Source organism: Paenibacillus sp. D51F (genome assembly GCF_053345695.1).
Genome location: NZ_JBKFAO010000010.1, coordinates 94,816 through 115,337 on the forward strand (window position 1 = coordinate 94,816; position 20,522 = coordinate 115,337).

The 20,522-nt window shown below is 58.7% G+C and carries 19 protein-coding genes and 1 tRNA gene; 5 read left to right on the forward strand and 15 right to left on the reverse strand.

What is annotated here, in order from left to right; genetic code table 11:
* Positions 1–21 precede the first annotated feature (21 nt).
* From lonB to ACLBWT_RS17910, 7 genes are all read right to left on the reverse strand, one after another.
* Positions 22–1,737, reverse strand: a complete 1,716-nt coding sequence (gene lonB / locus ACLBWT_RS17880) for an ATP-dependent protease LonB (protein ID WP_447664489.1) — start codon at positions 1,735–1,737, stop codon at positions 22–24.
* A 383-nt stretch (positions 1,738–2,120) separates the two neighbouring features.
* Positions 2,121–3,035: a DMT family transporter gene (locus tag ACLBWT_RS17885; protein WP_447664490.1), complete on the reverse strand. Its 915-nt coding sequence runs from the start codon at positions 3,033–3,035 to the stop codon at positions 2,121–2,123.
* Positions 3,036–3,119: 84 nt separating this feature from the next.
* Positions 3,120–4,229: a flavodoxin-dependent (E)-4-hydroxy-3-methylbut-2-enyl-diphosphate synthase gene (gene ispG, locus ACLBWT_RS17890; RefSeq protein ID WP_076354261.1), complete on the reverse strand. Its 1,110-nt coding sequence runs from the start codon at positions 4,227–4,229 to the stop codon at positions 3,120–3,122.
* A gap of 129 nt (positions 4,230–4,358) precedes the next feature.
* Positions 4,359–5,615, reverse strand: a complete 1,257-nt coding sequence (gene clpX / locus ACLBWT_RS17895; protein ID WP_076354234.1) for an ATP-dependent protease ATP-binding subunit ClpX — start codon at positions 5,613–5,615, stop codon at positions 4,359–4,361.
* A gap of 24 nt (positions 5,616–5,639) precedes the next feature.
* Positions 5,640–6,236: an ATP-dependent Clp endopeptidase proteolytic subunit ClpP gene (gene clpP, locus ACLBWT_RS17900; RefSeq protein WP_447664491.1), complete on the reverse strand. Its 597-nt coding sequence runs from the start codon at positions 6,234–6,236 to the stop codon at positions 5,640–5,642.
* 256 nt (positions 6,237–6,492) lie between these two features.
* On the reverse strand, positions 6,493–7,794 hold the full coding sequence (tig, locus tag ACLBWT_RS17905) for a trigger factor (RefSeq protein WP_447664492.1): 1,302 nt from the start codon (positions 7,792–7,794) through the stop codon (positions 6,493–6,495).
* 99 nt (positions 7,795–7,893) lie between these two features.
* Positions 7,894–8,862 carry a hypothetical protein gene (locus ACLBWT_RS17910; protein WP_447664493.1) on the reverse strand — a complete coding sequence of 323 codons (969 nt, stop codon included), beginning with the start codon at positions 8,860–8,862 and terminating at the stop codon, positions 7,894–7,896.
* 188 nt (positions 8,863–9,050) lie between these two features.
* On the opposite strand from ACLBWT_RS17910, the gene ACLBWT_RS17915 reads away from it, so the two are divergent.
* Positions 9,051–9,127, forward strand: a tRNA-Arg gene (locus tag ACLBWT_RS17915).
* 130 nt (positions 9,128–9,257) lie between these two features.
* Positions 9,258–9,683: an EamA family transporter gene (locus tag ACLBWT_RS17920; protein WP_447664494.1), complete on the forward strand. Its 426-nt coding sequence runs from the start codon at positions 9,258–9,260 to the stop codon at positions 9,681–9,683.
* A 99-nt stretch (positions 9,684–9,782) separates the two neighbouring features.
* On the opposite strand, the gene ACLBWT_RS17925 is transcribed toward ACLBWT_RS17920, so the two are convergent.
* On the reverse strand, positions 9,783–10,724 hold the full coding sequence (locus tag ACLBWT_RS17925) for a sugar-binding transcriptional regulator (RefSeq protein ID WP_447664495.1): 942 nt from the start codon (positions 10,722–10,724) through the stop codon (positions 9,783–9,785).
* Between the two features lie 266 nt (positions 10,725–10,990).
* Here ACLBWT_RS17925 and ACLBWT_RS17930 point away from each other — a divergent pair, with 266 nt between their 5' ends.
* Positions 10,991–11,905 carry a YihY/virulence factor BrkB family protein gene (locus ACLBWT_RS17930; RefSeq protein WP_447664496.1) on the forward strand — a complete coding sequence of 305 codons (915 nt, stop codon included), beginning with the start codon at positions 10,991–10,993 and terminating at the stop codon, positions 11,903–11,905.
* A 138-nt stretch (positions 11,906–12,043) separates the two neighbouring features.
* Here ACLBWT_RS17930 and ACLBWT_RS17935 read toward each other — a convergent pair whose 3' ends face one another.
* Both ACLBWT_RS17935 and ACLBWT_RS17940 read right to left on the reverse strand, forming a co-directional pair.
* A complete protein-coding gene (locus ACLBWT_RS17935) occupies positions 12,044–12,385 on the reverse strand; it encodes a hypothetical protein (RefSeq protein WP_447664497.1) in 342 nt (113 codons plus the stop codon).
* Positions 12,382–12,729, reverse strand: a complete 348-nt coding sequence (locus ACLBWT_RS17940) for a hypothetical protein (RefSeq protein WP_447664498.1) — start codon at positions 12,727–12,729, stop codon at positions 12,382–12,384. Before ACLBWT_RS17940 ends, ACLBWT_RS17935 begins: the two co-directional genes overlap by 4 nt.
* A gap of 238 nt (positions 12,730–12,967) precedes the next feature.
* Here ACLBWT_RS17940 and asnB point away from each other — a divergent pair, with 238 nt between their 5' ends.
* A complete protein-coding gene (gene asnB, locus ACLBWT_RS17945; RefSeq protein WP_447664499.1) occupies positions 12,968–14,812 on the forward strand; it encodes an asparagine synthase (glutamine-hydrolyzing) in 1,845 nt (614 codons plus the stop codon).
* A gap of 666 nt (positions 14,813–15,478) precedes the next feature.
* On the opposite strand, the gene rdgB is transcribed toward asnB, so the two are convergent.
* From rdgB to ACLBWT_RS17960, 3 genes are all read right to left on the reverse strand, one after another.
* Positions 15,479–16,132, reverse strand: a complete 654-nt coding sequence (gene rdgB, locus ACLBWT_RS17950) for an RdgB/HAM1 family non-canonical purine NTP pyrophosphatase (protein ID WP_447664500.1) — start codon at positions 16,130–16,132, stop codon at positions 15,479–15,481.
* Positions 16,129–16,875: a ribonuclease PH gene (gene rph, locus ACLBWT_RS17955; protein WP_447664501.1), complete on the reverse strand. Its 747-nt coding sequence runs from the start codon at positions 16,873–16,875 to the stop codon at positions 16,129–16,131. The genes rdgB and rph overlap by 4 nt, the downstream gene beginning before the upstream one ends.
* A gap of 169 nt (positions 16,876–17,044) precedes the next feature.
* On the reverse strand, positions 17,045–18,130 hold the full coding sequence (locus tag ACLBWT_RS17960) for a GerMN domain-containing protein (protein ID WP_447664502.1): 1,086 nt from the start codon (positions 18,128–18,130) through the stop codon (positions 17,045–17,047).
* Between the two features lie 137 nt (positions 18,131–18,267).
* Here ACLBWT_RS17960 and ACLBWT_RS17965 point away from each other — a divergent pair, with 137 nt between their 5' ends.
* Positions 18,268–18,822, forward strand: a complete 555-nt coding sequence (locus ACLBWT_RS17965; protein WP_447664503.1) for a phosphatidylglycerophosphatase A family protein — start codon at positions 18,268–18,270, stop codon at positions 18,820–18,822.
* A 97-nt stretch (positions 18,823–18,919) separates the two neighbouring features.
* On the opposite strand, the gene ACLBWT_RS17970 is transcribed toward ACLBWT_RS17965, so the two are convergent.
* Together ACLBWT_RS17970 and ACLBWT_RS17975 are read right to left on the reverse strand one after the other, a co-directional pair.
* Positions 18,920–19,276, reverse strand: a complete 357-nt coding sequence (locus ACLBWT_RS17970) for a cupin domain-containing protein (RefSeq protein ID WP_447664504.1) — start codon at positions 19,274–19,276, stop codon at positions 18,920–18,922.
* A gap of 119 nt (positions 19,277–19,395) precedes the next feature.
* Positions 19,396–20,499, reverse strand: coding sequence for an MBL fold metallo-hydrolase (locus ACLBWT_RS17975; protein ID WP_447664505.1), 1,104 nt, complete (start codon positions 20,497–20,499; stop codon positions 19,396–19,398).
* Positions 20,500–20,522: the final 23 nt, after the last annotated feature.

Consider the following 20,522-nt stretch of genomic DNA (forward strand, 5'->3'; position numbering starts at 1 on the left):
TTAGATAGTCCCCCTATTGTATCATTCCCGAGAATCCGCCTGCAAATAGGGTACTTGCGGCGTCAGGAACAAATCGCTGATCGGAGCCGGCTCGGAAATGTCCTCCAAGGCTTCCTCCGCCATGAATCCTTGCGGGAAGACCGTCTGGAACACTTCCTCCACCCGATCGACCGGGATCACCCGCAGACCGTTCAAGCCCGCGAAAATTTCTTGCCAGTTGTCCTTCGGAATATAGACCGTGTCGGCACCGGCCTGGAAGGCGGCCTCCACCTTGGCAAGCACGCCGCCGACGGGCTTGACGTTGCCGTGGATCCCTACTTCCCCGGTCATCGCGATCCGGTGGTCCACCGGTATGCCGCGTATGGCGGATGTGATCGCGGTCGCCATGGCGATTCCCGCCGACGGTCCGTCGATCGGCGTTCCGCCCGGGAAGTTGATATGGAGGTCGAAGTCATGCGGCCTCATGCCAATGCGGCGAAGCATGGTGATGACATTTTCCACGGAGCCTTTGGCCATGCTCTTGCGCCGGAGCGTCCGCTGTCCGCCTCCAAGCTCTTCTTCGTCGACGACACCCGTAATGGTGAAGGCGCCTTTGCCGGAAGCGGCCGGGATCGCGCTCACTTCGATTTCCAGCAGCGTGCCCATATTGGGGCCGTATACGGCAAGGCCGTTGACGAAGCCGACCTGCGGCGCAGCCGGAATCTTGCGGTCCGGACGCGGAGGGATCTGGCTGCTGTTCACGACCCACTCGATATCGGCGGCGCTGATGCCTTCCCGTTTCTCCGACAGGGCAAGGCCGGCGGCAAGCTGGATGATATTGACGGCCTCGCGGCCGTTGGTCGCGTAGCGCTTCACCACATCCACCGCTTCCGGGCAAGGCGCGAAGCCTATTTTCTTCACCGCGTTGTCGGCGATCTCTCCGATCTCCTCCGGCAGCAGCGGCCGGAAGTAAATCTCCATGCAGCGGGAACGGAGCGCCGGCGGCAAATCCTGCGGAGATCGGGTCGTCGCTCCGACAAGGCGGAAGTCGGCCGGCAAGCCGTTTTGGAAAATGTCATGGATATACATCGGAATGTTCGGGTCCTCGGAGTGGTAGTAGGCGCTCTCGAGATAAACCTTGCGGTCTTCAAGAACCTTTAACAGTTTATTCATCTGGATGGGATGCAATTCACCGATTTCGTCGATGAACAGCATGCCTCCATGCGCCTTCGTCACAGCGCCCGGCTTCGGCTGCGGAATCCCGGCCACGCCCATCGCTCCGGCTCCCTGGTAGATCGGATCATGCACGGAGCCGATCAGAGGATCGGCGATTCCGCGCTCGTCGAAGCGGGCCGTCGTGGCGTCGATCTCCGTGAACTTCGCTTCCGCCAGAAACGGGGAAGTCGGATTTTTCTTCGCTTCCTCCAGCACGACCCGGGCTGCGGCCGTCTTGCCGACTCCTGGAGGACCGTAGACGATGACATGCTGCGGATTGGCGCTGCAGAGCGCCGCCTTCATCGCGCGAAGGCCGTCGCGCTGCCCGACGATGTCCTGCATCGTCTGCGGACGCGTCTTCTCCGCGAGCGGCTTCGTCAGCGAGATGGAGCGAAGCTTCCGGAGCTTATCCATTTCCTTGCGCGATTCCTTGTCCACTGCGGACCGGTTCGTGCGCTGGCTGCGCAGCATATTCCAAAAGTAGACCCCGATTACGACAGCGAAAAATACCTGGACCAGCATCAAAAACAAGCTTAACGTCATGCTTACCCGCTCCTCTCAAGCGTTTCCGGAATAAAAGACCCATACCGGATAGTATTGCCTGCGGCGCCAGGTTTAAATCCGGCTTCCCGAATTAGATTCGATCCGACAACAGGCGCAGCTTCAAGGAGCAACGGACAGTGCTACGAAGCACTTATCTGACACAGCTTCGAGGAGCATGCCGGATTGTGCTTCGATGCAAATACCAAACACAGCTTCAAGGAGCAACGGACAGTGACACGAAGCACTTATCTGACACAGCTTCAAGGAGCAACGGACAGTGACAGGAAGCACTTATCTGACACAGCTTCGAGGAGCATGCCGGACAGCTACGCTCTTGCAAAACGCCAAAAAGCGCATGCCCGCCAGCATGCGCTCCGATACGGCTAAGACGCCGCCGGCTTCGGTTCCGTCTTTTCTTTTTTAGGCCCCGGCCTCCGGTTCACGAGCACGATGCTCGCCAGCACAAGCGCAAGCCCCGCGACGAGCCGCACCGTCACCCGCTCTCCCATGAACAGCACGCTGACGATCAGGGCCACGACCGGAATGAGGAACGTGTATACCCCGACTGTGCTCGCCTGCCCCGAACCGACCAGCGTGAAGAAAGCCAGCCACCCGAGCGCGATGACAAATACAGAGATGAAGGCGAGCTCAAGCCAGAAAGTCCCCGTCCAGCGGATAGCGGCGTACGATTCCGATGCGGCTGCGCCGGAAGCGAACAGAAGGACGCTGCCGATCAGAAGCTGCATGGCGGTCATCCATACGATATCCACCCTGCCTCCGACCCGCTTCATGTAGACCGTTCCGATGCACCAGCTCAGCGCCGAGGCGAGCGCCAGCAGCACGCCTTCAAGCGATAATCCGGAGCCGAGGCTGCCGATGCTGATGACGGCCACGCCGGCGAAGCCGACCAGCAGGCCGGCCAGCTTGGCCCCATGCATGCCTTCACCCAGCCATAGCCAGGCTGCGATTCCCAGAAGGACCGGCTGCAGGAATACGATCGCGGAGAAAATGCCGGCCGGCATGTATTGGAGACCGACCGTCTGAAGCCCGTAGTACAGCGTAATATTAAGCACGCCGGCTGCCGCATAATAGATCCAGTTCGACTTCAGCCGCAGCTGTCTCCACCTGGGAGCCGCGACGGCGCACAGGATCAGTCCCCCCAGCAGCGTCCTCAGTCCTGCGAACAGCAGAGGGGGACTGAATTGAAGAGCCGCCTTGGACAGCGGCCAGTTGATGCCCCATACGAGAATGAGAAAAGCCAGATAAAGGACAGTCTGTCTCTTCGAAAGCTTGCTCAAAATAAACCCTTCTCTCTTGGATCTGGTCATGAAAAAGACCGGCAGCGCTAGGGCTGGCCGGTCATGACCGTCTTTACGTGCAGCTTACGCAGGCAGATGCTCCTTGCGTCCCGGAATTTCTCCCGTCGCCTCGAACACGCGGACGATTTCGTCGATTTCCTTCTTGAGCTCCGAGAGCAGCTCCTGCTCGGGAACTTTGCGGATCATCTCTCCATACCGGAACAACATGCCTTCCCCGCGTGCGCCGGCGATGCCGATATCGGCTTCGCGGGCTTCGCCGGGACCGTTGACGGCGCAGCCGAGGACCGACACCTTGATCGGAACCTTGATCTTGGAGATGTACTCCTCCACTTCATTGGCGATGGAGAACAAGTCGATATCGAGCCTGCCGCAAGTCGGACAGGAGATGAGCGTCGCCGCATTGGTGATCAGTCCGAATGTCTTCAGCAGCTCGCGCGCGACCTTGACCTCTTCGACCGGGTCCGCGCTAAGCGAGATGCGCACGGTGTTGCCGATGCCGAGCGCGAGCAGGGCGCCGATGCCGGCCGAGCTCTTGATCGTGCCGGAATGGAGCGTGCCCGCTTCGGTAATGCCCAGATGGAGCGGATACTTGATCTTCTCGGCCGCCATGCTGTAGGCCGCGATCGCCATCGGCACGTCGGATGCCTTGAGCGACACGATGATGTCATGGAAATCGAGTTCTTCCAGAATGCCGATATGGAAGAGCGCGCTCTCTACCATCGCTTCGGGAGTCGGATAGCCGTACTTCTCCAGCAGATGGTTTTCCAGGGAGCCTGCGTTGACACCGATCCGAATCGGAATGCCTTTGTCCTTGCAGGCTTTGACGACCGCTTCGACTTTCTCGCGGCGGCCGATGTTGCCGGGATTGATGCGGACCTTGTCCACCCCGTTCTCGATCGCCAGCAAGGCAAGCCGATAATCGAAGTGAATATCAGCGACGAGCGGAATATGGATGCGGCTCTTGATCTCCTTGATCGCTTCCGCCGCTTCCTTGTTGTTGACCGTAACCCGGACGATCTGGCAGCCGGCTTCCTCCAGACGGAGAATCTCCGCTACCGTCGCTTCCACATCCGCAGTCTTGGTCGTGCACATGCTCTGGATGATGACTTCGTTGCTGCCCCCGATCGTCAGATCCCCTACTCGGACGGGCACGGTGTCTTTGCGAGAATACATTATGATCTCTCCCTATGAAACGCCAAAGTCCACCCTGCGAGGACCGCTGAAAAAAGGTCCGGCAGGGTGGAACGATGACGAGAGTCAAGGCTTGAAGCCCGTCATCGAAGGATGCTGCGTCCCTTCAACTCAGGCGCTTTCTTCTTTTTTCTTGCCTTTTTTGGCGGTCAGCTCCGGAATGACCCGGTCTTGGACAACCTTCTCCGTAATGACGCAGGTGCTCATCTCCTCGCGTGAAGGAGCTTCGTACATGATCTCCAGCATGATGCCTTCGATGATGGCGCGGAGGCCGCGCGCGCCAGTGTTGCGCTTGATCGCTTCCTTCGCGATGGCGTCCAGGGCGCCTGCATCGAACTCGAGCTTCACATTGTCCATCTCCAGAAGCTTCTGGTACTGCTTCACGAGAGCGTTCTTCGGTTCGGACAGGATGCGCACGAGAGCCGGCTCGTCAAGCGGCTCCAAAGTCGAGATGACCGGAAGCCGGCCGACGAACTCCGGAATCAAGCCGAATTTCAGCAGGTCTTCCGGCAGCACGAGGGAAAGGTATTCCCCGGCTTTCATGTCTTTGGTGCCGTCCGCGCCGGTGCTGAAGCCGATCACTTTCTTGCCGATGCGGCGCTTGATGATCTGCTCCAGGCCGTCGAACGCGCCGCCGCAGATGAACAGGATATTCGTCGTGTCGATCTGGATGAATTCCTGATGCGGATGCTTGCGTCCGCCCTGTGGAGGAACGGATGCTACGGTGCCTTCGAGGATTTTGAGCAGCGCCTGCTGCACGCCTTCGCCGGACACGTCGCGGGTAATGGATGGATTCTCGGACTTGCGGGCCACTTTATCGATTTCGTCGATGTAGATGATGCCGCGCTCGGCCTTCTCGACGTCGTAATCGGCGGCTTGAATAAGCTTGAGAAGGATGTTCTCGACATCCTCGCCTACATAGCCGGCTTCCGTGAGGGAAGTCGCGTCGGCAATGGCGAACGGAACGTTGAGAATCTTGGCCATCGTCTGCGCCAGGAGCGTCTTGCCGGAGCCTGTAGGGCCGACGAGCATGATGTTGCTCTTCTGCAGCTCCACGTCTTCCAGCTTGTTCTGCGAATTGACGCGCTTGTAGTGGTTGTATACCGCTACGGACAGCGATTTCTTCGCTGCTTCCTGGCCGATGACGTAGGAGTCCAGAATGGCGCGGATATCCTTCGGCTTCGGAATATCCTTCAGATCGAGCTCTTCTTCGTGGCCGAGCTCTTCTTCGACGATCTCGGTGCACAGCTCGATGCATTCATCGCATATATAAACGCCGGGACCGGCTACCAGCTTGCGTACTTGATCCTGGGACTTGCCGCAGAACGAGCATTTGAGCTGGCCCTTTTCTTCGTTGAATTTAAACACTTGATCACCCCTTGGAGGAAGATGTTACAGAACTGCGGCTTCCGGAACGGTAATAACCTTGTCGATCAGACCGTATGCCTGAGCTTCGTCCGCGCTCATGAAGTTGTCGCGGTCGGTGTCGCGGTCGATTTTCTCGTAAGGCTGTCCTGTGCGGTCGACATAGATCTGGTTCAGCTTCTGCTTGGTCTTGAGAATCCAATCCGCATGGATCTTGATGTCCGAGGCCTGGCCTCGAACGCCGCCCAGCGGCTGATGGATCATGACCTCGCTGTTGGGAAGCGAGAAGCGCTTGCCCTTGGCTCCTGCGGTCAGCAGCAGGGACCCCATGCTGGCGGCCATGCCTACGCAGATTGTGGATACGTCCGGCTTGATGAATTGCATTGTATCATAAATACCCATGCCGGCCGTGACCGAACCGCCGGGCGAGTTGATGTACAGGTGGATATCCTTCTCCGGATCGTCAGCCGCAAGGAAGAGCAGCTGGGCGATGATGGAATTGGCGACGTCATCGTCGATGGCGCTGCCAAGAAAGATAATCCTGTCCTTGAGGAGACGGGAATAGATATCGTAAGACCGTTCACCGCGGTTTGTCTGTTCGACTACGATAGGGACCAAATTCATGCGACCAACCTACTTTCCATTGTGGAATTCAGATACACGACCATTTTATCACGTTCGGACATCCCCTGTCATTTTTGCAGGCAGGGCCGGGGAACGCGAAAGTTCCGGCTGTGATGAATCTTATGTATGGGGGAACTCCCCCATTCCTTCGGCAGCGCAATCCATGCCGAGGCGGTCAACCCTAAAGCTTATGTGGTAAAAATAAGGCACGTGCGAATGACGTGCCTTACAGGATGCATCCTCTGCCGCAGGAATATTAAGCGACTTCGGTTGCGACTTTGCTGTTGTCAAGAAGGAACTTGATCGTCTTGCGAAGCTTCAGGTCTTCCTTCATGTTGTCGAGGTTGCCGTTGCGCTCGAAGATCTCGCGCAGCTCGGCTGCCGGACGGTTGTGCATTTTGGACAGGTTCTCGAGCTCTTCGCCGACTTCGTCCTCGGAGATCTCGATGTTCTCTTGCTTCGCGATGGCATCCAGAACAAGGTTGTTCAGGACGCGCTTCTGGGCATCGGCGCGCATCTGCTCGCGCAGAGCGGCTTCATCCTGGCCGGAGAACTGGTAGTACAGGTCCATGTTGAGGCCTTGCTGGCGAATGCGGTTCTCGAAGTCGCGGAGCAGGAAGTCCACTTCGCTGTTGATCATCGCTTCCGGAATTTCAACTTCGGCAGCCTCGGCAACCTTGTCGACGAGAGCGTTCTCGCGGGCTTGCTCGCTCTCTTGCTGCTTGCGCTCCTTGAGCTTGGAGGCCAGATCCTGCTTGAACTCGTCAAGCGTATCGAACTCGCTCACATCCTTGGCGAACTCGTCGTCCAGGGCTGGCAGGTTCTTGCGCTTGATTTCGTGCAGCTTGACCTTGAATACGGCAGGCTTGCCGGCCAGGTTCTCTGCATGGTATTCCTCAGGGAAAGTCACTTCAACGTCCTTGAAGTCTCCCGTCGCCATGCCGACGACTTGCTCCTCAAAGCCCGGAATGAAGGAGTTGGAGCCCAGCTCAAGCGTGTAACGCTCGGCTTGTCCGCCTTCGAAAGCTTCCCCGTCGACGAAGCCTTCGAAATCGATGACGGTAACGTCGCCGTTCTCGGAAGCGCCTTCTTCAACGACAACCAGCTCGGCATGGCGCTGCTGGAGGCGATCCAGCTCCGCGCTCAGCTCTTCTTCGGTTACTTCGGCATCAGCCGCCGCAACTTCGACGCCTTTGTAATCGCCAAGCTTCACTTCAGGCTTGACAGTCACTTTTGCCTTGAACTTGAAGGATTCGCCCTTGGCGAACTGCTCGATGTCGATCTCCGGACGGTCAACCGGCTCTACGCCCGTTTCCTTGAGGGCATCCTCATATGCCGTCGGAAGCAGGATGTCGATCGCGTCCTGGTAGAGGCTCTCCACGCCGAAGCGGGATTCGAACATGCCCCGCGGTACTTTGCCTTTGCGGAAGCCCGGAACGTTCACGCGGCCTACGACTTTCTTGAATGCCTGGTCGAGCGCGTCCTTGACTTGCTCCGCTCCGACTTCAACGTCGATCGAGACGACGTTCGTTTCTATTTTCTCCCAAGTAGCTGCCATTTATGCTGTCCCCTCCAAAAAATAGGCGCCTTGCGCCGAATATACACGTGTAATAAACCACTCCATTATAATGAATCCGCCCATCGATTACAAGAGAAGTCAGCGTTCGCCGTATCCTTCCTGCAAATCCGTTATTTGGCGCAGGGAGCGGCAAGCCTGCTCGTAACGGAATCGGAGCTCTCCGGTAATGCCGTATGTATGCCTGATCTCGTCTTCATCCGCCGACCCGTACACAGCCAGCAGAAGGGTGAGGTGAAGCGCCGCCGCATGGCTGTCGACCACGGCTTCTTCCTCGCTCAGCATGCGCTCGTAAGCCGAGCTGCCGTAAAGGTACTGCAGGCATTCCTTCCACAGCTCGCGGGCAAAATGCGGAAGCGTCGGATCCGCCGTCTCGGCGACGCCCTCCACCCTCTCCACGATGCGCCTCACCGGGACGGGGTAGTCTTCCAGAGCGAGCGGGGTGCGCTCGATCTCCAGCTCGACCCGCTCGCCGAGACGCTCCAGCCGGACGGTACCGGCCACGCCCCTGCGCTTCAAGCACTGCAGAGCCTTGTACTGGACGACGGGATGAAGCTTCTCTTCCTCCAGCCAGCCGAGAATCGAGTCGTCGACCTCGGGGCTTCGCAAGTGCGCCGCCCTCTCGAGCGCGAGCAGCTGCTGGTCGAGCATCGGGTGGTTCTTCATGATATAAAGAACCTGCTGCACGTACGATTCATCCTGTTCCCCGCCCGACAGCGCGGCCTGGCGAAGCTCATCCTCGTCGGGATCCTCCTCCTCCCTGTCCCCCGTATCGGGAAAGGCCGCTTCCAGCCAGGCCAGAAGATTTTCCCATTCCTCGTAGTTGCGCTGCTCGCCGCGCGTCTGCAGCAGAAACTGGAGCAGCCTCTTGGCCTCTCCGTACTGCTCGGCTTCGAGCATCCGCGTCAGCTGCTCCTGATAGTGATCGAGCGTCCCGGGCAGCAGATAGACATTATGTTCTTTCTCCTCGCGGGGAAAATCGTTGGAAGTCGTAATGGTACCACCGCCTTGTTGTCTATGACGCCAATTATTCACCAAATTACGCGTCAATTATAACATGCCATCCTCAAAAGGAGAACTTCAGGCCTGCTGCAAGCCTTCGGAAGGCCGCTGGACGCCTCTGTGAAACCGGTTGAAAAAACAGTTCGCAAAAAGCTTGATTTATGCAAGTTATTCCTGTAGTATCAGGAAGTATCATTTTTCGAGGTCCGCAGCATCAGCTGTCCGGCTTCCCAGTTGTCCCGGTAGCTCAGTCGGATAGAGCATGCGCCTTCTAAGCGCACGGTCGGGGGTTCGAATCCCTTCCGGGACGCCATTTTCATGATCCGACACAAGCCCCTTCCTCGTGAAGGGGCTTTTTTCTTTGCGCCGCGCATGGTTTATCCTTCCCCACGCACACTAGAGATATATGCCGGCCAAATCGGCAACCCTGGAGGTGCACGACCATGCTCTGGCTACCGCTCGCCCTGCTCTCCGCGGCAGCAGCCGCCCTTGTCTCCATATTCGGCAAGATCGGACTCCAAGATATGGACGCGAACAGCGCCACGGCCTTGCGCGCAGTCATCATGGCCCTGTTCCTGCTGGCTGTCGTCGCTGTGCAGGGCAAATTCGGCCAGATGGCCGAGATCGTCGCCCACAAGCGCTCGCTCGGCTTCATCGCCCTCAGCGGAACGGCCGGCGCTGTATCCTGGCTGTTCTACTTCCTCGCCTTGAAGGTCGGCAAAGTCGCGCAGGTCGGTCCCGTCGACAAGCTGAGCGTCGTGCTCGCGATCGTCATCGCCGTTCTGTTTCTCGGAGAGAAGCTCACGCTCTGGAACGGTGTCGGAGTCGTCCTGATTGCGGCCGGGGCGATTTTGACTTCGCTCAAATAGCAAAAAACCGAAAAAACTGCACCGGAATCTTCCGTTTCGGAAAGACGTGATGCAGCCTGACGGAATTCCGCCTGCCTCCGGACCGGAATAGAGGCGGCCTCAGCCGATTATTTCGAGCAGCTGCCTGGCGGTAAAGGAATCCGTCACCACCGTGTTCGGATATCCCCCCCGCATAGCCGCATACATCGCCTCGACTTTTTTGACGCCTCCCGCAACGAGAATGGAATGCTCCTTGGATCGGAGCTCTTCGAGGCGGATGCCGATCGTGCGCGCATCCAGCTCCTCGTCGCAGATGTCCCCGTCGATGTCGATGAATCGGGAGCAAATATCCCCCTTGCCTGCCCGATGCACGGTCTCCAGCTCCTCCGGCCGCAAGTACTGGGCTTGGACCAGCACGGAATCGACGGTCGGCACGCCCACGGTGAACACGGCGATGTTGGCCTCCCTGCCGATCTCCAGAATCTTGGATATATGACGGTCCGCTTCAATCGCCCGGCGGACGACAGGCTCGTCGACTATGGCCGGAAGCGGCAGCAGATGCGGAGGCGTATTGAATGCCCCGCCGAATAAATGCACGATCTCGGATGCGTATGTATTCGTCTCGGAATAACTGAGCCCGCCGTTCAGCTGGACGACGCGGACATCCTTGACGCTCTTCATGGGCAGCCGCTGGGCGACCTCGTACAGCGTCGTTCCCCATGTCACGGCGATCGTGTCCCCGGCCTTGACGATCTCGTAGAGATGGGCCGCGGCTGCTTCGCCGATATATTTCTTCACTACGGCATCGTCATGGGACGGGGTCGAGACGACAATGACCCGGCTCAGCCCGAATTGCTCCTCGAGCCGCCGGCAGATCCGGTCATGGTTCTCCTGCGGATCGTGAATCGTGATCTGGACGATGCCCTCCGTCTTGGCCTGCTGCAGGAACCTCGATACCGTCGGCCGGGATACGCCGAGCAAACGCGCGATATCCTGCTGGCTGTAGTCCATTTGATAATACAGCCTCGCGGCTTCCACCATTTTTTCTATTTTCTCCGACATAGAACCACTCCGTATTCGCGCCCGCTCTTCATTTTGTCCATTATAGAATCCTTTAGCGGTTAAAAGCAATGAAAGATTGGCGGAACGGCCGCGCATCGAAATGTGCCGTTCCATCGTTTTTGCTTGCCCTTGCCGGGGTAAAGACATGCAAATGCGCAGGCCAAGCGCCGCCGGCTCTTGTCCAGGCAAAGGACGTCGGCCCGGCGGACATAGAACGCAGGCTTGTGCCGTATCTATTTTACAGACCGAAAACGGAGGGGCCTGTTATGCCGATGAAACAGAGATTCAATCTAAAGGACTTCGTCAAGAATATGATCAGCCGCTTCCAGGATGACGAAGTGCCTGCGATGGGCGCCCAGCTTACTTATTATCTGCTGCTGGCCTTCTTCCCTTTCTTGATCTTCATCGTCAGCATCGTCAGCTTCATTGACATGTCCGGAGACGATGTAATCGAACAATTGCTGCGGCTCATGCCGGAGGACGGGAGCAATACCGTCCGGGACATCATCCATGAAGTGTCGGGCAACCGCAACGGAGCTTTGCTCTCGATCGGGATGATCGCGACCATCTGGGCGGCTTCGAACGGCATCAATGCCGTCATCAAAGGGCTCAACAAAGCCTACGACGAAGAGGAGGACCGCCCCTTCTGGAAAGTCCGGGGCATCTCGATCATCGCCACCGTCGTGCTCGCCGTCGTCATCATTCTCGTCATGCTCATGCTCGTCTTCGGAAAGACGATCGGCGAATACCTGTTCCAGCTGCTCGACTATCCGAGCGGGTTCGAACCGATCTGGAATATCGTCAGCTACCTCGTCCCGTTCGCCGCGATGATCATGGTGTTCACCCTGCTGTACTGGATTACGCCCAACCGCCGGCTCTGCTTCCGCGAAGTTCTGCCGGGCGCAATCTTCGCGACGATCGGATGGATCGCAACCTCGCTTCTGTTCTCGATCTACGTCAACCAGTTCGGCAACTACAGCAAAACATACGGCAGCCTGGGCGGGGTCATCGTCCTTCTTACCTGGCTGTACCTGAGCTCCATCATCATCATTCTCGGCGGCGAGATCAACGCGGCCTTGAAGTTCGGCCAGGACGGCATCCAGAAAAAACCGCAGAAAACGTTCGGCCTGCATCTGCCCTTCACCCGCAAGAACGGGAAAGACAAGCGGATTCCGATGTAAGGGCTCCGGCGAATCCTCTGCTTGTTTGGAAATATGAACATCGTTGTTTGACATATCCAAAAAACAGAAAGGGACTGCCCCCAAGTCATGAAATGACTTCCGGGACAGTCCCTTCTTGTTGTCCTGCCTGCGTTGCATTCAGCCGAGCAGCCTGCCGAGCTCGGAGCGTACTTGGCCGCTGCTCAGAACCTGCTGCTTGAACGTTTCGCGGCGGCCCCAATCGGTCTTTCCGTTTTCATTTTCGAACCATTGCATCGTGATCTCTTCAAAGGCGGTATGCATGCTGTTGTCGAACCAGTCTGTCAGCAGGTCCGCGTCGCTGCGAACGATGGAGACGAGGTCATAGTCCTCGTCCCTGGAAAGGCTGAAATATGCCAGTACCTGCTCGCACTGCGGATCGTCCGTGCTCACCTGCACCTCTCCGCAAGGAATTCCTTCCTTGTCGACGGAACGGACGACCTTGGCTTCGATCACATTCACCCCTTGAGTCCCCCGATCTCCATGTTCATGGATTCGATATGCTTCCGCGTCCTCTCGGTGCCGAGCCGGTAGATCAAGGTGTAGATCTGCTTGTTGAGCCCTTCGTAGCCCCGGTTCATTTCCTCCAGGCTGGCGGAGCCGAAGGGGCTGCTGTGGAAATGGGCCAATTCCGCCTCATCCATGCTCGAGAGCTCCGCGAACAGCGCCTTCAGCCCGTCGCGCTCATGCTCGCTGGCGATGATCTCCAGCTCATAGGCGGCCGCCTCCTCACCCTCCAAAACCTGGCCGGCTCCGACGGAGACATAGTAGGTCTTTCGCTGCCCTTCTTCTTCATAGACATTCACAGATGTCGACAGCTCCTTCCTTTAACCGTCAAATTCCTTAGTAGTGTCTCCCTGCGGACAGACATGTTATGCCTGAATTCCGCATATTCATGGTAGTACGTCGTTTCATGCCGCAAGCATCGATTCGGGGAGAACAGGCGGACGAAGTACGGACGCCGCAAACGACAGCAGGCGGATGATCTCTTGGTTTCCGCTTTTTTTGCCCGACCTTTTACAACAAGAGAGGAATGAATAACCCATGTGCGGATTCACCGGATGGATCGATTGGAATCGCGACCTGACGCTGCACAGCGACGACCTGGAGCGGATGACGACGACGCTTGCCCTACGAGGACCCGACGCTTCGGGCACCTGGATCTCGGGACCTTGCGCGCTCGGGCATCGCAGGCTGGCGGTCATGGATCCCGAGAAGGGCGCACAGCCCATGATTCGCAATCAGGATGACGGCAAGTACGTCATCGTTTACAACGGGGAGCTGTACAACGCGCCGGAGCTGAAAAGGGAACTGGAATCCAGAGGGCGCGTCTTCTCGACGACCTGCGATACCGAAGTGCTGCTGGCCTCTTATATGGAGTGGGGACCCGCTTCCGTAGAGAAATTCAACGGCATCTTCGCCTTCGCCATTTGGGATGCCAAGGAGGAAAAGCTGTTCCTCGCCCGCGACCGGGTAGGAGTCAAGCCTCTGTTCATCAGCCAGGCTGGCGGCCAGTTCATCTTCGGCTCGGAGCCGAAAGCGCTGCTCGCCCATCCGGCCGTGAAGCCCGAGGTCGGCGCCCAAGGAATCGCCGAGCTGTTCATCGTCGGTCCGGCCCGGACTCCCGGAGTCGGCGTCTACAGCCAGCTCACCGAGCTGCTCCCGGGGAAATGCATGACCGTCGACCGCAGCGGCGTCCGTACCCATACTTATTGGGAGCTTCGAAGCTACGAGCATGAGCACAGCGTCGAGCAGACTGCCGCGCATGTCGGCGAGCTGCTGCGCGATACGCTGGAGCGCCAGCTCGCCTCCGACGTGCCGATCGGCACGCTGCTGTCGGGCGGCCTTGATTCCAGCGCCCTGACTTCTCTCGCCGTGAACTTCCTGAACCGCACCGGAGACTCGCAGCTGCATACGTTCTCGGTCGACTATGTCGACAACGACAAGCATTTCAAATCCCATGCGTTCCAGCCCAACTCCGATGCCCCCTGGATTCAGAGAATGAAGGATTATCTCGGCACCGAGCATCACGACGTCTATTTCGACACGCCGGATCTTGTCGCCGCTCTGGATGACGCGCTGACCGCGCGCGACCTCCCCGGCATGGCGGATGTCGATGCTTCGCTGCTGCTGTTCTGCCGGGAAATCAAGAAGGACGTTACCGTAGCCATCTCGGGTGAGGCGGCGGATGAAGTGTTCGGCGGCTATCCATGGTTCCACCGCGAGGAGTCGCTGAATGCCTCTACGTTCCCTTGGGCGCTGGCCTCGGAGATGAGGGCCGGGCTGCTCTCGCCGGAGATGCGCGAATGGATCCGCCCGCTGGAATACATCGGCGACCGGTATTCCGAAGCGGTTGCGGCCGTTCCCCATCTGAAAGGCGAAACGGAGAAGCAGCGCAAGATGCGGACGATGTCCTACCTCAACATCACCCGCTTCATGCCGACGCTTCTCGACCGGAAGGACCGGATGAGCATGGGCGCCGGGCTCGAGGTCCGGGTTCCGTTCTGCGACCATCGCCTCATCGATTACGTGTTCAACATTCCATGGGAGATCAAAACCTCCGGCGATCGCGAGAAGGGCATTCTGCGTCAATCGCTTCGCGGCGTCCTGCCCGAGGACGTGCTTTTCCGCAAGAAGAGCCCTTACCCGAAAACCCACAATCCGGCCTACCTGAACGCGGTGCGCTCCAAGCTGCTGGATGTGCTCGACGATCCGTCCTCTCCGATCCTCCCTCTCATCGACACGGCCAAAGTCCGCGAGATCGCGGGCTCGGACGCCGCCAGCTCCAATATCCCCTGGTTCGGCCAGCTCATGTCCGGCCCCCAGCTGTTCGCCTATCTCTACCAGGTCAACCGCTGGCTGAAGGAATACAAGGTGTCGATCCGATAACAAAAGCCGCCGCGGCATCGCGTGAAAAGCGATGCTGCGGCGGCTTTGTTTTTTCGAGGGATAGGCGCAAAGCGGCAGAAGGCGGTTCCGTTTGCGACGATGCAATTCGGAACGAACCCTTTGGAAGGGGTTAAAATAACATTCCAATTTTTTAACGGACATCAGGTCGTTATTTTCACCGAAACTGACATTCCAATTTTTTAACGGACATCAGGTCCGTTATTTGTCCCGAAATTAACATTCCAATTTTTTTAACGGACATCAGGTCCGTTATTTGTCCCGAAATTAACATTCCAATTTTTTTAACGGACATCAGTTCCGCTATTCGAAGCGTCAATATCAGTATCCCGCTATTTGTTCACAAATAACGGATCGTATGTCCGATAATTTACGCGGCTGCACAAATATGCTCAAATAACGGATCGTATGTCCGGTATCAAACCAGCTGGTCAATTATGGGATCGAACAACGCTCATACATCAAAGTATCGAACCGGCTGCGCGGTGTCACCTTGAACAGCGGTTCCTGCGTCCTCTATAACTAACCCGCCTACTCGCTTTAACCTCGAACAGCAACTCGCAGGTCCGGCACTGTACTCGTTGCTTGATACCGCTGCGAATAACGGCTGCTGAGACCGCTACAAGACTCCCGCCGAAACCGACGAAATCAGCCCTGAAGCTTTTCCAGCAGCGAGCGCAAGGCGGCGCCGCGATGGCTGGCGGCCTGCTTCTCCTCCATGCTCAGCTCTGCCGCCGTACGGCGAAGGGCCGGAACCCAAAGCAGCGGGTCGTAGCCGAAACCGCCTGAGCCGCGGGGGCTGTCGATGACATAACCTTCCATCGCTCCCTCGCTTTCGATGAAGCGGTCTTCGGAAGGAACGTAGAGGGCCAGAGCGCATTTGAAGCGCGCGGCGCTTAACAGACGGGCGCCTTCGGGACGAAGCATCTCATCGCCCGGAACATCAGCCCCTGCCGAAGCAAGCTCTGCCAGCAGCTTGGCGTTGTTGTCCGCATCCGCCGCGCCCGGTCCCGCGTACCGCGCCGAGTAGATGCCAGGCGCTCCGCCGAGCGCATCCACGCATAGGCCGGAATCATCCGCCAGCACCGGGATGCCGAGCAGACGCCCGATCTGGCCTGCCTTGATGCGGGCGTTCGCTGCGAAGCTGTCGCCGTCCTCGACGATTTCAGGCATTCCTTCATAGTCTTTCAAGCTCCGGACTTCAAGGCCCAGCGAAGCGAAGGCATGAGCGAATTCCTTGACCTTGCCCGGATTGCCGGTTGCGACGACGACGAGGCCGGAGCCTCCGAGAAGCCTGCTCATGCCTGGACCGTGCCGATCCGGACTCCGGCCTCTCCGAGCGCCTGCTTCTGAATTTCAATCAGTTCCCGGATTCCAGATTCTCCCAGTACGAGAAGAGCGTCCAGCTCCTCGCGCGAGAATGGCTCCTCTTCCCCTGTGCCTTGCAGTTCCACGAACTTGCCGGCTCCGGTCATGACGACGTTCATGTCGACTTTGGCTTTGGAATCCTCCTCGTAGTTGAGGTCGAGCCGCGGCTGGTCGGCTATGACGCCGACGCTCGTGGACGCAAGGTAGTCCGTGAGCGGATAGACGGAGAAAGACGATGTGCGGGCCAGCTTGTCCACCGCAAGCGCCAGCGCTACGAAGCTGCCGGTGATCGAAGCCGTGCGGGTTCCTCCGTCAGCCTGGAGCACGTCGCAGTCAAGCGTAATCGTCCGCTCTCCCAGCGCCTGCAGGTTGACGACCGAACGGAGCGCGCGGCCGATCAGCCGCTGGATCTCCATCGTGCGGCCTCCTACTTTTCCGCGCTGGGATTCGCGCTGGTTGCGGGTATGCGTCGAGCGGGGCAGCATGGAATACTCGGCTGTAACCCAGCCTTTGCCCTGCCCTTTCATGAAAGAAGGGACACGCTCGTCCACAGTTGCCGTGACAAGCACCTTGGTGTCTCCCGCTTCGATCAGCACGGAACCCTCCGCATATTTATTGACGCCCGTCGTGATCGTCACGGGGCGAAGCTGCCCGAATTGTCTTCCGTCCGTTCTCATTGATCCAACATCCTCCTTCAAGCCGTATCCGGCAATAGCCCTCATTGTAGCAGACGGGAAGAGGAAAATCATCCCGGCGGGAAGCCCCTCCTGCCAACGCCAAAAGGAGCAGGCATATTTCCCGCTCCCTGGCCATGCATGGTCATGATCGCTTTCCATCCCTCGCCTATTACGATTTGAATGCGTTCAGATGCTCCGGACGGCTGACCGGCTCGGTATAAGAGACATTGCGGCTGTCCTTGAAGTCGGACTGGCCATTGAGCTTGATCTGGACTTTGCCCGCGCCGCTGTTTTCGGTCAGCGACAGGACGACGGCTTGCAGCATTTCGGAAGGCGCCGCTTCTCCTTTTTTGTACTGTGCGTCGGAGAGATCCACCGTGACCGTTCCCTTGGACTGCTCAAGGGTTTTGACCGATACGTCCGGCACCCAGACAGGAGTAAGGCTGCTTCCGTCGAGCGGCCCTTCGGCCAGCTGCTTCATGGCCGATGCCAGCTTATTGGACGTGCGGGGAACGAGGCGCGTAACCGGGACATAATATTGGGCGTCCTGATCCGTAATGCCGGAGAAGTACAGCGTCACCGGCGTCGAAAGGCTGTAATCGACTCCGTCCTGGGCCTCAAGATTGATGCCGACCGTGCGCGTCAGCGGACGGTCAAGCGGGAAGGCGCCTACAGGCATCTCTTGAAGCTTTTCGCCTTCCTCCCACAAGCTTACGCCGCTTACGCCTTCCATGCCGGTAAGCGTCCAGGTGACGGCTTCCACGATGCTGCGCTCTTCCTGCTCGTTGTAGTCGTAAAATTGCTTGGAGAAATCAACCGATGCAACGCCTGTCTTTTTGTCTATCTGCACGTTGCGGATCTCAGTCCCTTGGGGCAGCACGCCCGTGAAGCCTTCAGGCAGAAGCTTGGCGTAAGGCCCTCCGCTCACGAGCAGCTCCAGCGCCTGCGCCTCCGGCGTCAGCTTGCTGTCCAGCTTGGCCTGAATCGTGACAGGCGCCAAATAACCGTTTTTGTCTTTGAGATAGACGGTCAGACCGTTCGCCGCCGTCTGGTCGGCGACCGTGGCCGCTCCGTCCGAGGAAGCCGTGACGGCAGCGTCCGTGCCGGGAAGGACAGATCCCGTCACTCCTTGCGGCGGATCGATGTCCTTGCTCTCGGACGGCGAGAACCAGCCGCAGCCCGCCGTGACGACCGGCAGGGTAAGGGCGCCCGTGAGAGCTGCCCGGCGAATCCATTTGTAGCGCTGTTTCTTCATTGTCGATATCCTCCCTTGGGTTAACCGGCCGCTTGCCGCAGCCTGGTGGTGCTGGCTCTTTTTGTAGTACTATGTGTATGGGTTGTACCATCCTTTTAGACCAAGCTTGGCTCAAAATGATGTTAGGAGGCAGAGATATGTCCGATCCCGGAACTTATGCGCTCAACAGCAAGGCGGTGGCGGAAGCGACCGCCGTATGGCTGGAGAAGCGCGGCGTCAATAAAACCCAGATCGCCGAATTGGCCTTGTTCCTGCAAAAGGACTACTATCCGGATCTGTCCCTCGCGGAGTGCGAGGAGAACGTGGATGCCGTCCTGGCCAAAAGAGAAGTGCAGAACGCGATCCTGACCGGCATTCAACTCGACGTGCTGGCCGAGGAAGGCAAGCTGATCCCTCCCTTGCAGGACATGATCGGCAACGACGAAGGGCTCTACGGCTGCGACGAGATTCTGGCCCTCTCCATCGTGAACGTATACGGCAGCATCGGCCTCACTAACTTCGGCTACATCGACAAGCTCAAGCCCGGCATTCTCGTGCGTCTGAACGATAAGAACGACGGGCAGATCCATACGTTCCTCGATGACATCGTCGGCGCGATCGCGGCTTCCGCCGCGAGCCGGATCGCCCACCGCAAGCAGGCCCAGCGCGAGATCGACCGTGACGAGCACAGAGATGAGGTTCCTCTGGCGTAATGGCCGCTCCAAATAAAAAAGAAGCTCTTGCCCCCATAGGGAAGAGCTTCTTTTTTCATGCACCCTGTCCGTCTGCTGCCGGATCCAACGCCACCGCTTACAGCGAGGCCAGCTCCTGCATCTCGATGACTAATTCCTCTCCTTCGACGAGCAGGACGGTCATTCCGCTCCGGGAACCGGATTCATGGCTTTCGCCGCGTTCCCAGAAAGCCGCCTGGCCGGTGCGGATCGCGTAATGCTGCCCGTCCGGGCCGCTGACCCATCCTTCCCCGTCGACGACGAGGAACAGCTGGCTGACCGCCGCCGGGTGACGCCCGACGACTCCGTCCGGCTCGATGCGGAAGCTGCTGAACTGGATGCGGCCGTCATGCCGCGTAATGCCGGAAAACATCGCTCCCTTGCTGCCGTATGCATCGACCGACCGTTCTTTTCCCGGCAGGGCATAAAATTTCATCCGCGTTCCTCCTCGTATCTATGCGATGTCAGACACAAAACTCCCGCCGGCCCTCCGCTTTCCTGGATGAGCGGCACGGAGCGGCGCCTAATCCCTCTACATTATCGGATGTCCTCGGCTCAAGCTGAAGCATACATCCACGGTCCGCCGCCCGGGCCGGAAACGGCTGCTTCGCCGCGCTTGGCCAGCCACGCCAGATGCGCGAGCGTCTCGGACATCGCGAAGCGCAGGTTGTGGATGTTATGCCGAAGATGTCTTCCGAATTCCCGCTCGCATAGGTCGAACGCGCTGGCCGGTCCTTCCGCCAGCAATCCGCGCAGATGCTCCAGCCTCCGCTCGTGATGGGCAATAATCTCCATGGCCCGGCGGCCGGCATCCGCGAACGGGTCGCGGTGGCCCGGCAACACCTGTTTCGTCTCAAGGCCCGACAGCTCTCGAAGACTGTTCAGGTAGGAACCAAGAGGATCGGGGTCTTCCTGCGTTCCCGGGATCAGGCTGATATTCGGCGTAATGCGCGGCAGCACCTGATCCCCGGCGATCATCGTCAAGCTGGCCGGGCTGTACAGGCATACTCCCCCGCCGGCATGTCCCGGCGCGTCGATGATCTCCCAGCTCTCCCCGCCCATATCCAGCCGGCTTCCCGGTTCCAGATCCGTGAGCCGAGGCTGCGGCTCCACCCGTTCGCGAAAAGACGCCAGATGCGGGCCGAGCTGGACCAGCAGCTCTTCCGGCATGCCATGATTACGGAACCAGCCGGTCAATTCGGCGGCAAAGACGCTGCCGCTTCCCCACAGCCTGCGGGCATATCGGCCGGCCTCGGCCGTCATCAGCACCGGACAGCCCGCTTGCTGCTGGAACCAGCCAGCCAGGCCGTAATGGTCGGGATGCTGGTGGGTCAGCAGAATGCGGCCGATGCCGCGGAAGCGGATTCCGAGGCGTTCCAGCTCCTGCAGCCAGATGTCCCGGGATTCAGCCGTATTGAGACCCGGATCGATCAGCGTCCAGCTGCCGTCCGTCTCCGGAACGAGATAGCTGTTCACATAGCGCAGCGAATAGGGCAGCGGCATTTTCACTCGGAACCAGCCGTTTTCAAGCCGTTCCGCCACCGTCTCCCCGCTTTCCGCTCCGTGTTCCGCCGCATTTCCGGCAGCCGCCTTGCCTCCATCCTCCCGACCCGGCCTCCCTCCGCCTTGATCAGGTGTTCCCTTTGCTGTTCCACTCACGCTATCAACCACGCTTTCTTCGC

Bases quoted from the DNA above. Each gene is read 5' to 3' on its own strand.
- ACLBWT_RS17965 (WP_447664503.1), top strand. From the start codon at position 18,268: ATGTCCGATCCCGGAACTTATGCGCTCAACAGCAAGGCGGTGGCGGAA.
- rdgB (WP_447664500.1), bottom strand. From the start codon at position 16,132: ATGAGCAGGCTTCTCGGAGGCTCCGGCCTCGTCGTCGTCGCAACCGGC.
- ACLBWT_RS17920 (WP_447664494.1), top strand. From the start codon at position 9,258: ATGCTCTGGCTACCGCTCGCCCTGCTCTCCGCGGCAGCAGCCGCCCTT.
- clpP (WP_447664491.1), bottom strand. From the start codon at position 6,236: ATGAATTTGGTCCCTATCGTAGTCGAACAGACAAACCGCGGTGAACGG.
- rph (WP_447664501.1), bottom strand. From the start codon at position 16,875: ATGAGAACGGACGGAAGACAATTCGGGCAGCTTCGCCCCGTGACGATC.
- asnB (WP_447664499.1), top strand. From the start codon at position 12,968: ATGTGCGGATTCACCGGATGGATCGATTGGAATCGCGACCTGACGCTG.
- ACLBWT_RS17960 (WP_447664502.1), bottom strand. From the start codon at position 18,130: ATGAAGAAACAGCGCTACAAATGGATTCGCCGGGCAGCTCTCACGGGC.
- tig (WP_447664492.1), bottom strand. From the start codon at position 7,794: ATGGCAGCTACTTGGGAGAAAATAGAAACGAACGTCGTCTCGATCGAC.
- lonB (WP_447664489.1), bottom strand. From the start codon at position 1,737: ATGACGTTAAGCTTGTTTTTGATGCTGGTCCAGGTATTTTTCGCTGTC.
- ACLBWT_RS17925 (WP_447664495.1), bottom strand. From the start codon at position 10,724: ATGTCGGAGAAAATAGAAAAAATGGTGGAAGCCGCGAGGCTGTATTAT.
- ispG (WP_076354261.1), bottom strand. From the start codon at position 4,229: ATGTATTCTCGCAAAGACACCGTGCCCGTCCGAGTAGGGGATCTGACG.
- ACLBWT_RS17970 (WP_447664504.1), bottom strand. From the start codon at position 19,276: ATGAAATTTTATGCCCTGCCGGGAAAAGAACGGTCGGTCGATGCATAC.
- ACLBWT_RS17930 (WP_447664496.1), top strand. From the start codon at position 10,991: ATGCCGATGAAACAGAGATTCAATCTAAAGGACTTCGTCAAGAATATG.